A 14,766-nucleotide genomic window follows, 5' to 3' on the forward strand; every position below is an offset into this window, starting at 1 on the left:
CTATGGCGAGTTCTGCGCTCATTTTTGGTATTTTAATTAATGTTGCCATTTTATTGGTATTTTTTCGATTTCTCATCCAATTGACCGGGGTTACTCCCTATAATCCTGTGGTTTTATCTACCGTTAAAGCCACCAAAATTGTAGATATTTTTAGCCGTATTTTTCCAACGGTTGCCAAAGGCCGCGTGAATCTTGCAGCGATTGCGCTTTTGGTCGTGCTGTATTTACTTAAGATTTTTGGTGTGATGTATCTTTCGGGTGCAATGCCAAATAGTCCGATTCATTTGCTGATTCTGACTTTTGTCACCATGATTCAGGATTTAATCCGTTTTTGTCGTTACCTGATTTTTGCCACGATTATTTTGAGCTGGGTGGTGATGTTTACCCAGTCTCGCTCGCCTTATATCGAAGTGATTCAAGAGCTTGCCGAACCTTTACTGGCACCTTTTCGCCGGTTATTGCCAAACATGGGCATGATTGATTTATCGCCTATTTTGGCCTTTTTGGCGCTGTATATTGCTGAAATTCTGATGAATGAAGTGGCTAAAGTTCTTCTGACCGGACTATAAGTTGCTTTAAAAAAAAGGCCGATTTGATCGGCCTTTTTTTATGGAACATGCTTAATGGGCTTCTTCCCAGTTTAAACCTTTACCGACTTCCACCAGTAAAGGAACCGAAATATCTACCACCGATTGCATGGTGGCTGCAAGCTGTGGTGCAAGCTGGTCTGCAACTGCCGCATCGACTTCAAAAACCAGTTCATCGTGTACTTGAAGCAGTAACTTGGCTTGATCTTTTGGCAGCATTTTATCGACTTTAATCATCGCCAATTTAATAATATCGGCAGCACTGCCTTGTAGCGGCGCATTAATTGCGGCACGCTCGGCACCTTTACGTACCATCATGTTGCGTGCATCGATATCTGGCGTATATAAGCGTCGTCCTAAAATGGTTTCGACAAAACCTTGCTCCAGTGCAATCTGGCGCGTGCGCTGCATGTATTCATAAATACCCGGATAGCGCTGGAAATATTGCTTGATGTAATTTTGCGATTCTTCACGAGTGAATCCCAATTGACGAATCAAACCAAATTCAGACATACCATAGAGCAGGCCAAAATTGACGGCCTTGGCTTGTCGGCGCTGATCATTGGTGACGTCTTCCAGTGCGATGTTGAGTACTTCTGCCGCGGTACGTCGATGTACGTCCTGACCATTTTTAAACGCGTCAAGTAAGGCGTCATCCTGAGAAAAGTGCGCCATTAAACGCAATTCAATCTGTGAGTAATCGGCAGCCAACAACACTCGGCCTTCAGGTGCAATGAAGGCTTTACGAATTTGACGACCAATTTCACCGCGAATTGGAATATTTTGTAGGTTGGGATCAGACGATGACAAACGGCCTGTCGCAGTCAAGGCCTGATGATAACTGGTATGAACCCGATGCGTTTCGTTATGAGACTGCTCGACCAAACGGTCGGTATACGTGTTTTTGAGTTTAGAAAGCGTGCGGTGTTCTAAAATCACCTCGGCAATCGGATGGTCAACTTTTTCCAAAATGCTTTCACTGGTACTGTGTTGTCCGGTGGCCGTTTTTTTGCCGCCTTTAAGCCCCATCTTATCGAACAGGATTTCACCCACCTGTTTGGGTGAGCTGACATTAAAGGTTTCACCAGCCAGTTCGATGGCCTGATCTTCAAGCCCTTGAATGGTGTTTGTGAATTCCCCACTTAACCGACCCAGAAAGTCATGGTCAAGTTTAATGCCTGCTTCTTCCATTCCTGCTAAAATACGCGCTACAGGGACTTCAATCTGGTACAAAAGCTGTTCAAGTTCTGGACTCTGTTTGAGTTTTTGCGCCAGTACCTCATAGAGTCGGTAGGTGACATGCGCATCTTCTGCGGCATAATGCGCAGCCACTTCAAGATCAATCTGATTAAAAGTTTTTTGTTTAGCGCCTTTACCTGCAATTTGCTCAAAGGTGGTGGTGAGATGACTTAAATAGACCCGTGCCACATCATCCATACCATGTCGTGTTGCGACCGAGTTCAGCACATAAGAGGCCAGCATGGTATCGAAGTACCAGCCTTTAAGTTCAATGCCATGATTCGCGAAGATATGTGCATCATACTTAAGGTGATGGCCAATTTTACCAACCTGTTCATCTTCTAAAATGGGTTTAAGCTGAGCCAGTACCTGCTCACGGTTCAATTGTTCAGGTGCGTGTTCATAGTCATGAGCCAATGGCACGTAGTAGGCGTCTTGTGCATCAAACGCCACAGAGAAGCCCACCATTTGTGCTACACGATAATCTAAACTGGTGGTTTCAGTGTCGATTGCAAAGTGCTTTTCGCTCTGGAAGCGTTGCAATAAGGCATCCCAAGCAGCTTGTGTTAGTACTGTATGATAATTTGCCGTGCCAAGTTGATCATCTTCACTGGTCAGGCTGGCCTGATCTTCAGTTTCAATCGCAGGTGCAGCGTGTATCTTTTCAATTTCTTGATTGGCTGCTTTGTAGCTGCTGCTTACTGGATTGTTGGGATGATCTAGCGACTGTAACTGGTTTCTAAATTCAAGCTCGGTGTATAAATTGCGCAAGCTTTCCACATGCGGTTCACGTAGTTGTAAGTCATCCCAAGTCAGTGCAATATCGAGATCACACACAATACTGGCCAACTGATGGTCAATCGCAATACCATCTGCATGTTCCTTGATGTTTTGCCCGACTTTTCCCTTAATCTTGTCGACATTTTCCAAGATACCGCCAATCGAGCCATATTCTGTAAGTAATTTGGCTGCGGTTTTTGCGCCTACGCCCGGTACCCCCATAATGCCATCCGAGGCATCGCCCATCAGGGTGAGGTAGTCAATAATCTGATTTGGCCAGACACCAAACTTATCAAATACACCCTGAATATCCATAGGTTTGTCTTTGAAGCTGTCTTCAAGCGTGACTTTTTCAGTCACAAGCTGTGCCATGTCTTTGTCGCCCGTCGAAATCAGAACCTGATGTCCTTCCTTTTCAGCGCGTTTGGCCAGTGTTCCAATCACATCGTCGGCTTCTGCACCCGGGAGCATATATAGCGGAATTCCCAAGGCCTTAATCAAGGCATGCAAATAAGGGATTTGCTGTGCGAGTTCCTCTGGCATGCTTGGACGATCACCTTTATAAATTGGCGAAAGTTCGTGACGAAATGTCGGTTCAGGAGTATCAAAAATCACAGCCATGTGCGTCGGCTGGGTACGACGCATTAACTTTTGAATGGCGGAAATGGCACCACGAATGGCATTGGTCTGAAGGCCTGTTGACGTGGTCAAGGGGGGAAGTGCATGAAACGCACGAAACAAAAAGTATGAGCCATCAACCAAGACAAATGGTGGCATTGAACATTTCCTCACAAACAATTGGCTCTTATTCTACGTGAAAAAGCATCAAAATGCTGAGATTCACTTTTACGGTTGTTTTGTATGTCTAAATATACGCTCAAGACATCATGGTTTAAAATGAGAGTTCAATCCATGTGTTTGTTTTTTTGATCATGTATAAAAACGATAAACAAAAGATCAGCATCATCGTGCTTATGCTGGGCGTGGGCACAGTGATGAGCTATGTACTTCACGCGGCAAATCTAGCGGTTGTGCTGGGTACATTGATGCTGTTTGTGTTGATGTATTATCTCAATCGTTTAGACAAACGCCTTCAGCAGCTTGAGCAGCACCATGCGGTTGCCTTTTCAGTCACATCTATGCGTGGTTGGCAGTCTGGTGTTTGGCTGGGTGTATTGATCGCACTGATCGGTGGGTTTATTGGCGTTGTATGGATGCCAATCCTTGGTGCCGTGATCGGACTGTGGAGCTTGTTGCAGATGTTTAATGCTCTGACGGAGCGTTTAAATCATATTGAATCTCTCACATCCACACAGCACACAGATCGTCAGGTTTCTGATACAGCGTTCGATCGCCTAAAGACCGATCCCTCAATTTCATCTTCTTCATCTGTACTCTCGACCTCGGCGCATCCCATTCAGGATGCGCAGTCACAACATACGCTACAGCCGCAGAATGTATTTTTATCTGAAGTCGCGCCATCGACTAATGCAGTATTAGCTCAGACCAAAACTTCAAATGCAGCAACATGGTGGCAGCCTGTTCAACACTGGTTATTGCACGGTAATCCAATTTTGCGTGTCGCGATTGTGGTGCTGATGATCGGGGTCGTGCTGTTGCTTCGTTTTGCCAGTGAGCACTGGCAATTAAGTTTGAGTGCGAAATTGCTGGCCATTGCACTAACGGGTGGTGCGGCGACAGTGCTTGGATTTTACTTGCGTCATAAAAATGCACTGTTTGCAGTGGCTTTACAAGGTGCAGGCCTTGCCATCATTTTCTTAACCTTGGTATTTGCGAATCACTTTGAGGTTATTGAAGAGCTGATGACCGCTAGCCTGTGTTTCGCAGTCTTACTGCTAATCACGATTGCCCTCAGTCTCTTTCAAAATGCACTGTATTTATCGATACTGGCACTGTCGATGGCCTATCTTGCGCCTCTTTTGATTCCACAGTACCACCCAGAGAGTGTGTTTTTACTCAGTTATTATTTGGTCATCAACCTTGCGGTTGCGGCGATTAATTTTGTCAAACCATGGAAGCTGCTTCATCAATTGGCTTTTGTGGCCACGGGTCTGATCGCGGGAAGTTACATCAGTGTATATGCCAAGCCCGAGCAGTATGCGGTTTTAGATCAAATTCTCTGGCTGCATATCGGATTATTTATCTGGCTGAGCATACGTTATAGTCAATTAATTAAAAAAGAATATCTAAGTCTTAAAGCACATAATCAGTTTGTGTTGCCGCCGTTAATAGATGTGGGGCTGATATTTAGTGTGCCTATTCTGGGTTTTTCAATGCATGCGGTCTTGATGCAGCAGTCAAGTACGGCACTGACATTGGGAGCACTGGCACTCGGTGTGACCTATAGCGGACTCGCGTGGTGGATCAAGCAAAAACAATCAGAATTATCGGTACTGGCCAAAAGCTTTTTTATCTTGGCAGTGGCCTTTATTTCTTTAATTTTTCCACTCTGGAAAGGTGCGCACTGGAGTGCCGTAGGATGGGTGGTGCAGGGGGCTGCACTGATTGTGTGGGGCGTGACTGAGCGTTATTCAGTTAGTCGTTATTTAGGTTGTGTTTTGGTATTTTTAAGTTCTTTGGCACTATTTGATCAGTTTTGGTCTGTTCAGGGATTTCCGACGTTAAGCACCACCATTTATGCAATTGCCCAGTTTGTTGCTGCCTACTTTTTGTTTCAATTTGCCGAGCGGCAAAAACAACCGCCTGTTTTGGCCAGTCTCTTTTTGGCTTTAGGGCTTTACGCTGGCGCATTGGCTGGTGTACATGCCTTGGCATGGCAATCGAGTGGTTTAAGTCCATATTTAGCGATCAGCGCGCTGTTGTTGTTTGGATTTGCTCGTTTTGTCGCGGCCAGAAAACAAAACACTAGCCATACGGCAGAACTCATTTTAGCTACGGTCTTATTATTGCTCAGCTACGTAGAACTGGTTAACTATGGTTTGTTTGCAAGTTTTAAATGGCTGAATTTGATTCAGCAGTTGAATTTTGTGGTGGCACAAGGGTTCGTGTTGTTGTTGTTTTTACGTACCACGCGTTACGCTGACGCTTTCTTAATCATGCAGCACGTTGCTGCTTCGGTGGTCTGGTTAGCACTTGCAGCACTCGGTCCAGTGCTGTGGCCAGCAGAAGCTATTTTATCTTTGGCACTCGCTCCGGTGGTGTATGCAATGGTCTGTATGTCTCGAGGTACTTCAGGTGTAATGCAGTATCCTGCGGTATGGGGCATCACTTGGATTTGGCTCATTGTGGTGAGTTTGCAGCAAGCGCCATTTACCGCGTATCTATTGCCTGTGTTGAATCCGGTAGATGGATTGTCATTGATGGTACTGATGGCTTTACTCTGGGCAATTTACCGAAAAGAATTTTTGCCTCAACAGCATGGCTTAGAGTGGGCGAGTAAAGTCATAAGCATTTTAATGGCTCTTTTGGTACTCAGTAGTATCGTGGTGCGTGCATTACATGTTTATATGGGAACACCGCTTTGGGGGATATCGATCTGGTCGAATGGTGCAGTACAACTGAGCCTGACTTTGCTGTGGGTCATTTTGGCCTTTGTGTTGATGACTTTTTCCAGCCAAAGACACATTCGTCAGATCTGGTTTGTCGGTGCAGCCTTACTGGGAATAGTGGTGATCAAACTGGTCAGTCTGGATTTGTCACAAAGTGGCACCTTAACTCGAGTGGTTTCGTTTATTGGTGCTGGAGGTGTGATGTTGGTCATTGCTTATCTGGCGCCTTTACCGCCTGCCAGCAAAATAGCAGATAAAAACGATACTTAGAGGGGCTAAATTTTATCTTATGTGCGCGTGAGTTGAGTCTGCCGATATATCGTGATATGAGACGTTTAGAGTTTTTAATATCTGCTAGTCAAACGATGGGTCATTGATTTTTAGAACGTAAGGTTGAGATGAGTGGTGTGCCAATCCGTTGTGGGTGGCACACTGTAAACAAAATGGTTGTTAGTCTAAGTTAAGCTTTAGGTTCACGCTTAAGTGACTCTTTATTGGCATATTGATCGATTTCATCTTCGTTTAGCGCGCTAATGGGCGGGCGATCAACAAAGCCCATCTTCGGTACTGGAATTTCAATTTGGTTTTCTAAAAAGCCATTGCGGATGCGTTCTTGCAATTCATCGCGTGATTTTAAGAAAAATTCCTGCCTGCACCATACGGTAAATAAAAGCTCGATTGAAGATTCACGAAAAGCGGTAACGGTCACCTCAGGTTTCGGTTCATCTAGAGCCAATGGGTATTTAGATGCCACATCCAACAATACCTTGCGAACTTTCATGATGTCTTCTTGGAAGTTGATGGCTAATGTAATGGGAATTCGTCGAATCGGATACTTTGACAGATTCATTACGGGTGCACGAATCAGTTGCTCGTTTGGCAAACGTACATATACATTATCTAAGGTGAGCAGTTTGACCGACAGCAAATCGATTGAAATGACTTCGCCTTCAATGGTTTGACCACGTATTAGAGTAATCTGAATGGTGTCACCCACCTCAAAAGAGCCTTCACCAATCAGGAATAGTCCACTAATCAAGTTACTGGCCGAAGTTTGCGAGGCAAAACCCAGCGCTACGGTAAGAATCCCTGCTGCGCCTAAAAATACACTGAGCTTAAAGCCCGCTTCTTTTAGGCTGGCCATCACAAAGATTAAGAAAATAAAATAAAAAATCCCGCGTCGCCACACCATGCTTTGATGGGCATTAAAACGATGCCCAATGGTACGAATAAAGGTATTCGAGACCAGTCGGGCAATGATAAACCCGATTAAACACAGTACAAGTGCAACCAGCAATTCGCTCAGACGGTCCAGATTGATATTGGTAAAAATCCCTTTAAGACTCACGGCAACATCTTTCGGGATATTGGAATCAGCCATACTACGTCCTAGAAAAATGAATCAAACATATTAAACAATGCACCACCTGGTGAACGCGGTGGATGTACATAAATGACTTCACCGGCCAAAGGTGGCGTCCGGTTTTCAATCCGAATACGCGGTGGCTTGTCGTAGCCTTCATGCAAAACTTTAATTTGTGAGGTCCATAAGCGCTGTGTACTTTCACTGTAAAACAGAGGCAATGCAGCCACGGGGACATTCATCCGGTCAAATCGCAATTGCTGACTGCTGGTGTTGTGGAATTCGACAGGGGTTACGGCACGAAAGGCGCGTGGCTTGAGTTGGTTGATATCGGTACGCCCATCCACTGCGGTGGCATAACAGATTTCACCATTACGACGATCTGGGCCAAACCAAGTATCTTTAGGCTGAATCACTGGAAGATCAAACAATGGTTCACGCTGACCTTCGACAAAGCCTGCGATCCAAAGTGGCGTACTGATATATAAAGTACCGCGCTGGCCTGCCGGAATATAAATGGGATCGACTGGCTTAATCACCACAGAACGATCTGCAAGGCGTGGCATTAGCTGAAAGGTTTCATGGGTTTTTTTAAACATGTAACGTTCAATTTTACGCGGCTGTGGGCAGGCAAAATTGGTATCGGTAATTGAATGCCAGTTTTGTTCGTAATCGTATTGATATTTGGGACGATGATATTCTAGCCGCCATTCATTGATCCCACGCGTCAATCGAAAAAGCAGAGAACCAAATTGCCAAGCTTTGACTTGGTGTAATTCAAATGTATGCTCGCCCCACCATTTTAAATGTGGGGATGCAAGCTCTTGAAGGTCATGTTGTTGAGTCAAGTCGAAAAAATCCTCTGCTGAGTTTATCTAAAACGGACTTCACGCTGTCATACGCTTAGAGTACACTCAAAACTATCTTTATGATCATTATAAATTTGTGATGCAAATACTCAAACAAATACAAATTCCTTATAGTTTTGCAAAACGTCATGGTGTCTTGTTGAGATACGACGGTGATCAGGTTTTTATTATTCGAAAACAAACAACCGCATGGATTGCATTACAAGAAGCACGCCGAATCGTGGGCAGGGCGGCACAATATGAACTCTGTGACGAGCAAAAGTTTAATGCCTTGCTCAGTTCTAGCTATGCTGGAGATCGTGGAGAGTCGCAGCAGGTCGCTGCAGGGCTAGAAGATCATCCTGACTTATTGAGTCTGGCCGATCAAGTACCCGAAGCAGAAGATTTAATGGATCAGGAGGATGATGCCCCGATTGTTCGTCTGATCAATGCCTTACTGTCAGAAGCAATTCGCGTCAATGCATCGGATATTCATATTGAGGCATTTGAGAAAAAGCTTTCCGTGCGGTTGCGTGTCGATGGTCAATTACGTGAAATTGTGCAGCCGCGCCGTGAACTGGCACCACTGTTGGTGTCACGGATTAAAGTAATGGCTAAGCTGGATATTGCTGAAAAACGTATACCTCAAGATGGCCGTATTTCTTTGCGTTTAGCTGGCCGTGAAGTCGATGTGCGTGTCTCGACTTTACCGTCATCGCATGGTGAGCGGGTAGTGATGCGATTGCTCGATAAGCAGGCCGGTCGTTTAAATATGACACATTTGGGGTTGATGCCCGAAGATTATGAGCGTCTGGATTATTTGGTCCATCGTCCACATGGGATTATTTTGGTCACGGGGCCTACAGGTTCAGGAAAAACCACGACACTTTACGCGGCTCTATCTGATTTAAATGACAATACTCGAAACATTCTAACGGCTGAAGATCCAATCGAATATCAGCTAGAGGGGATTGGTCAGACGCAGGTGAACAACAAAGTCGACATGACATTCGCGCGTGCCTTAAAGGCCATGTTACGGCAAGATCCAGACGTGGTCATGGTCGGCGAAATTCGTGATCTTGAAACGGCTGAAATTGCAGTTCAAGCCTCACTGACGGGTCACTTGGTTTTATCTACCTTGCACACCAATACGGCCATTGGCGCCGTGACACGTTTAAAAGATATGGGAATTGAACCCTTTTTATTGTCGAGTTCATTAATTGGTGTGATTGCACAGCGACTGGTTCGAACTTTATGTTCGCACTGCGCTACATGGCGCGAGGCAGACGACTTCGAACGGCAAATTTTTCAAAATGTTCAATCTGATCGAACGCATCTTCAATTGCCAGAAGCTCAAGGGTGTGAACATTGCTCCTATCTTGGATTTACTGGTCGAACAGCCATTTATGAAATTGTCCCTATCGATGAACATATCCGTCGTCTAATACATGGCAATGCTGCCGAATTTGAACTAGAAGCCTATGCGCGTCGTAGCGCAGGTTCAATCCGAGACGATGGACTCAAAAAAGTACTGGCGGGTAAAACCACACTCGAAGAAGTACTTCGTGTGACCAATCAAGCTGAAGAATAAAAAAAGCACCTCAATGGAGGTGCTTTTTTACAAACTGCTCAATCAATTAAGCATCGGTAACAATATTGAAATCGACATCAATGTTATTACGTGTTGCATTTGAGTATGGGCAGACAATATGCGCAGCATCGACCAGTTTTTTCGCTTCATCTGCATCCATGCCTGGCAAGTGAACATGAAGTTTGACTTCAATACCAAATCCAGTTGGGATTGGACCAATGCCAACATCGCCTTCAACAGAAGCGTCTTTTGGAATATTGAATTTGTCACGGTTGGCAACAAACTTCATGGCACCAAGGAAACATGCAGAGTAGCCAGCTGCAAAAAGTTGTTCTGGGTTGGTACCACCACCTGCACCGCCCATTTCTTTAGGCACGGTCAGTTTTACATCCAAGATATTGTCTGAAGATGTTGCTCGACCATCACGGCCACCGGTTGCTTTAGCGTGTGCTGTGTATACAACTTTTTCTAATGACATTTTTAAACCACCTTTAATTTGTGTACAAATATATCGTACACGATATAAATAGGTGTGCAAGAGGTTTTTTTGTAATCAAATGCATTTATTTGCTGATATTTGTACGAAGTGCTTCGAGCTGAGACTTAAGCTGCATTAATTCATCTAAATCACATGCACTGGCTTGGGCGAGCTGATGTGGAATGTCTAGCGCCTGTGATTTAAGCTGTGCGCCTTGATCTGTGAGTGAAATAATCACTTGACGCTCATCGCGCTTTGATCGCTGGCGTGTGAGGAGTTGTAACGATTCGAGTTTTTTTAACAGGGGTGTCAGGGTAGACGATTCTAAAAACAATTGTGCACCAATATCCGATACCGTTATATGATCCTTTTCCCAAAGCACCAGCATGACCAAATACTGTGGGTAGGTGAGTCCGAGGGGGGCCAGTAACTTACGATATAACTGATGCAGCGCCAAATTGGTTGAATAAATCAAAAAACACAATTGATTATCAAGATGTAAAATAGAACTGTCTTGCTGCATAAAGGCCTCATGAGTCATTTGGCAAGTCTCAAGTATAGCCTTGTTTTCGCTATAACGACCAGTTAAGCGATGGCTTAGAAAGAAATGAATTAAAACTGGATGAGCTTGCGATGCTGCATTAAGGGCATTGACTCACGAATCTGCTGCTGCTCAGCACTGTCAAAATCAATTGTGATTAATCCAGCACCATCGTTTTGAATAATATCCAGCAGTTGTCCGCGACTATTCGCCGCAGCAGTGTGTCCCCAAGTTTGACGTTTTTCACCATGCCAGCCTTGTTGCGCGGCACCGAGTACATGGCATTGTGTATCCATTGCACGTGCTTGCAACAAGAGCTGCCAATGCATCTGACCCGTGGTATAGGTAAATGCAGCAGGTGCAGTTAATATTTGTGCATTTTGGGCACGCAAAGTTAATGCAAGTTCGGGGAAGCGTAAGTCATAGCACACCATTAAACCAATATGTCCAAATGGTGTATTGACGACAACAGGCTGATCACCCGGTTCAAAAAACTTTGACTCCTGATAACCACCCACCGCGTCGCCAACCTGAACATCAAATAGATGAATTTTGTCGTAGCGAGCTTCTGTACCTTCTGGGCTAATACATAAGCTTGACGTTCTGACACGACCATCCCGAATCACACTACCATCTGGGCGAAACGGACAGGGTAATGTACCTGCAACAATCCAGATGTTGTGTCGATGAGCCAGTTCTTCCAACTGGGCTTGTATCGATTCAAATTGAGCAGCAGTTTCACGTTGTTTGCCGGCAGCAAAACAAATGAAATTTTCCGGGAAAACAATTAACTCAGCCTGTTTGGCTTTACTTTCCTCAATCAGAGATTCAACGATACAGAAATTTGCTCCAATATCGTTTTGAGAATTCATTTGTGCAACAGAAAGTAAAGTCATGAGGTATAAGTCCGTTTAGGCGTCAAGCATTTTGCTTGGTGCAGGCCTGATCCAGAGTATCTTGTTCTTTTTGTAGTTGTTTCACAAGCGGCTCAAACATATTTTGGTTGTTTTCGTTGAGTCGCATTAGGGTTTTGTGCGCATCTAATACCGTGGTCAACATGGCATTATGAGTGATATGTTCTTCGGTGAGTTCCAACGTGCATACGTTTGGATCGCCGCAATAATTCAAGATGACAAAAACCTGCCCAAGCCCCATGCTGTTGGCCAAGGTACTAATATCTGGGTTGGTCGACAGCATAACTGCCTGAATGTGGTGCGTTTGCTTAAGTTTAAGACCCAGCTTTGCCAGAATGCCGAGAACTGTGCTGTCAATAAATGTCGTTCGGGTAAGATCTACGATCGCACCAACGACATTTTTCTGCTGTTCAATTCGGTTTAAAAGTTTATCAAGACTGATGCAAGATTGAGCACGCACTTCACCAATAAGTTTGAAAATATGCGTTCCATCTAAACTTGCATATTCAACATGACCTGTTGACATATAAATGCCATTTTCAGAGAAGGATAGCAAAATTATCACATAGGGTGAATCGATACTCAAGTGCTTGACAGTCGCATAATGATTTCAAAAGAATTAACCTATTGTTTTTTAAATTAATTCATTCTACATAAGCTTAAAATAGCAATGTCGTCTGCAACATGATCGGGTGCTTTGAATGATTGTTTTTGCAAATGATCGAGGAGTTGGGAAAACTGTTCATTCAATCCACCATCGAAAGGTTCAAGTGCACCGTCCGAGCAAACAATAAAACGTGTATGACGACTTAATGTACATTCATGTTCTTCAAAATCCAGCTCATCAGTCAGCCCTAAAGGGAAACTACTGGTGGTTAAAATTTTTGGTGGTTGATCGGGTTCAAAAATAATCGGCGGTGGATAATGGCCAGCACTTGACCAGCGAATTTGATGCGTTTGCAGATTTAAAATACCCGCCACAATCGTAATATGTTTTTCGATATTTTCTTGTAACAGCATTCCATTTAGTTTTTTCAGCAATTGACGAGGTGTTTTTGAGCGGCCGTGAAATGCAGCCATCCAAGAAGTCAGTAGACTGCTGGTCACACCATGGCCTGAAACGTCGGCCAAATAAAACAAGACTTCTTTGTCATTGAGCTTCCAGTAATCGTACCAGTCTCCAGACAAATACGCAGAAGGCTGAAAAAAAGCTTCAATCTTGTAATCTAGTAAGTCAATTGGATTGGGAAGTAATTTTTTTTGTAATTCAGCAGCAGCGGGCAGATCACGACTGTCTTGGTTACGTTTATATTTGGCATCAATTTTCAATAATGCTTCATTCGAGTTTTTAGGCAGACTTCCCCAGATCCAGCCTGCTAAAGCACCCATTTCCCATGCTTGTGAAAGCGCGGCACCTTCATGTTCAAATCCAAGTACAATCGTTGGTAACGACCACTGATAGTGTAGATAATCCTGCACATCAGCAATCGCGATAATCGTTGGATCGTAAAGGTCGATATCTTCTATGTGAATCACTTGTAGATCGGGCAACGCCTGAAGCGTTTCGTCTAAATTATAAATAGAACGAGTCGGTTGAATGAGATACATAGAGGATTGAACACTGCCTTTACAAGAAAACCGTATTTACCATAGTAGTAGATGTACTATAGAAAACAAAAGATTGCTAGAAGATGTCACATCCAGATAGCAATCTTCTTATTGGAAATAACGTTAGGGTTGTGGTGTGTCGCTGTCGTCTGACCCGTCATCATCGGTATCCACAAAATTAATTTGTTCAGACGAGTTTCCTTTCTTCTCTGCAATCTGGAAATTTTTACGTTGCAAATACAAGTCGCGAATTAGAGCGTACTTATCACCTTGTAAAATTTGTTCGATATCGAGCACTTGAGCACGTGTGTCAATTGCTTGCAGCACGTTAGTAGACCAATACAAACCATCTTGATCGTCCATAACATATTTTTGTGGACGAGCCTGACTGTCTGCTGCTAAGCCAACAGTATCACGTAATGTACTTGGCCCAAAAAACGGCAACATTAAGAATGGACCAGACGGGACACCATAATAACCCAGCGTGACGCCAAAGCTTTCTTCTTCAGGTGGTAGTCCAAGTCGACGCGCAGGGTCTGCCAGACCAAGCGTAGTTAAGGTGTTAATTGTAAAACGTCCTAATGTTTTTGCCGCACGGGTTGGTCTGCCTTGAATCAGCTGATTGACTGCATTCCAAGGTTCGCCTAGATTTTTTCTAAACTGACGATACGAACCTCTTACATCTTCAGGTGTTTTAGCCACATATTGTACGGCCACAGGGCGGATTACATTACGATCTAAATAATCATTAAAAGCATAAAACTGACGGTTTAAGGGCTGTAAAGGATCTTTCACTTCATCGGGCTGAGATGCTTTTGCATTTACCTTAAAGTCACTGGCTTTAACATTTTTTAATTCAGACTTGAGATTACGTAAAGATTGAAAGTGAGTTGATGATTGCGTAGAGGGTTCTACATCGGCTTGCATACTGTCAGAAGCCACAGCGTTGGCATTAGTATTTTGCTCCGCGGTGTCTTGGGCAAACACATAACCAGATAGACCTGCCGACAAGAGACCAGCAAAAAAAAGTTTTGAATAATGCATAGAATTCCTTAACCACCATCTCGAAGGTGAAAGCTTATATGATTTTAAATAAGATCATTTTTATTTAACAGTTTCCTTATAGCTACTATTAAAGCAAAAAAACTTTAAAAAAGGCATAAAAAAAGCAAAAAAGAACAAAAACTGTTCGCTTGAAAAAAAAGAAAGGCGAAAGGGGTTGTAAAGGAATGGGGATGGTGTAGAATGCACATCCATCGGCGGTGATGCAGATAGAAACTTGTTGAA

General features: G+C 43.9%; 12 protein-coding genes. 3 read left to right on the forward strand and 9 right to left on the reverse strand.

Annotated elements, in window-relative coordinates:
* Window positions 1–2: 2 nt before the first annotated feature.
* Window positions 3–569: a YggT family protein gene (locus L2096_RS13225; protein ID WP_004940437.1), complete on the forward strand. Its 567-nt coding sequence runs from the start codon at window positions 3–5 to the stop codon at window positions 567–569.
* 51 nt (window positions 570–620) lie between these two features.
* Here the strand turns inward: L2096_RS13225 and polA are convergent, their stop codons facing one another.
* Window positions 621–3,383 (reverse strand): DNA polymerase I, encoded by a 2,763-nt coding sequence (polA, locus tag L2096_RS13230; protein ID WP_250365609.1) that lies wholly within the window; start codon window positions 3,381–3,383, stop codon window positions 621–623.
* 155 nt (window positions 3,384–3,538) lie between these two features.
* On the opposite strand from polA, the gene L2096_RS13235 reads away from it, so the two are divergent.
* Window positions 3,539–6,406: a DUF2339 domain-containing protein gene (locus tag L2096_RS13235; RefSeq protein WP_250365610.1), complete on the forward strand. Its 2,868-nt coding sequence runs from the start codon at window positions 3,539–3,541 to the stop codon at window positions 6,404–6,406.
* A 190-nt stretch (window positions 6,407–6,596) separates the two neighbouring features.
* Here L2096_RS13235 and L2096_RS13240 read toward each other — a convergent pair whose 3' ends face one another.
* A complete protein-coding gene (locus tag L2096_RS13240) occupies window positions 6,597–7,517 on the reverse strand; it encodes a mechanosensitive ion channel family protein (RefSeq protein WP_004940428.1) in 921 nt (306 codons plus the stop codon).
* Window positions 7,518–7,525: 8 nt separating this feature from the next.
* Window positions 7,526–8,347: a DUF432 domain-containing protein gene (locus tag L2096_RS13245; protein WP_119690798.1), complete on the reverse strand. Its 822-nt coding sequence runs from the start codon at window positions 8,345–8,347 to the stop codon at window positions 7,526–7,528.
* A 100-nt stretch (window positions 8,348–8,447) separates the two neighbouring features.
* On the opposite strand from L2096_RS13245, the gene gspE reads away from it, so the two are divergent.
* Window positions 8,448–9,938, forward strand: a complete 1,491-nt coding sequence (gene gspE, locus L2096_RS13250; RefSeq protein ID WP_119690797.1) for a type II secretion system ATPase GspE — start codon at window positions 8,448–8,450, stop codon at window positions 9,936–9,938.
* A gap of 46 nt (window positions 9,939–9,984) precedes the next feature.
* On the opposite strand, the gene L2096_RS13255 is transcribed toward gspE, so the two are convergent.
* The 6 genes from L2096_RS13255 to L2096_RS13280 form a co-directional block, all read right to left on the reverse strand.
* Window positions 9,985–10,416, reverse strand: a complete 432-nt coding sequence (locus tag L2096_RS13255) for an organic hydroperoxide resistance protein (RefSeq protein WP_004940419.1) — start codon at window positions 10,414–10,416, stop codon at window positions 9,985–9,987.
* An 85-nt stretch (window positions 10,417–10,501) separates the two neighbouring features.
* Window positions 10,502–10,939 (reverse strand): MarR family winged helix-turn-helix transcriptional regulator, encoded by a 438-nt coding sequence (locus L2096_RS13260; RefSeq protein WP_004940417.1) that lies wholly within the window; start codon window positions 10,937–10,939, stop codon window positions 10,502–10,504.
* Window positions 10,940–11,028: 89 nt separating this feature from the next.
* On the reverse strand, window positions 11,029–11,853 hold the full coding sequence (locus L2096_RS13265) for a carbon-nitrogen hydrolase family protein (protein WP_151795504.1): 825 nt from the start codon (window positions 11,851–11,853) through the stop codon (window positions 11,029–11,031).
* A 22-nt stretch (window positions 11,854–11,875) separates the two neighbouring features.
* Window positions 11,876–12,397 carry an anti-anti-sigma factor GigB gene (gene gigB, locus L2096_RS13270; RefSeq protein ID WP_004940412.1) on the reverse strand — a complete coding sequence of 174 codons (522 nt, stop codon included), beginning with the start codon at window positions 12,395–12,397 and terminating at the stop codon, window positions 11,876–11,878.
* Between the two features lie 113 nt (window positions 12,398–12,510).
* Entirely contained in the window at window positions 12,511–13,479 is a 969-nt protein-coding gene (gene gigA, locus L2096_RS13275) for an RsbU family protein phosphatase GigA (protein ID WP_004940408.1), read from the reverse strand.
* A 123-nt stretch (window positions 13,480–13,602) separates the two neighbouring features.
* Complete coding sequence (locus tag L2096_RS13280) at window positions 13,603–14,406, reverse strand: MlaA family lipoprotein (RefSeq protein WP_162628541.1); 804 nt, start codon at window positions 14,404–14,406, stop codon at window positions 13,603–13,605.
* Between the last annotated feature and the right edge of the window lie 360 nt (window positions 14,407–14,766).

The organism is Acinetobacter sp. ACZLY 512 (assembly GCF_023614015.1).
GTDB lineage: Bacteria > Pseudomonadota > Gammaproteobacteria > Pseudomonadales > Moraxellaceae > Acinetobacter > Acinetobacter soli.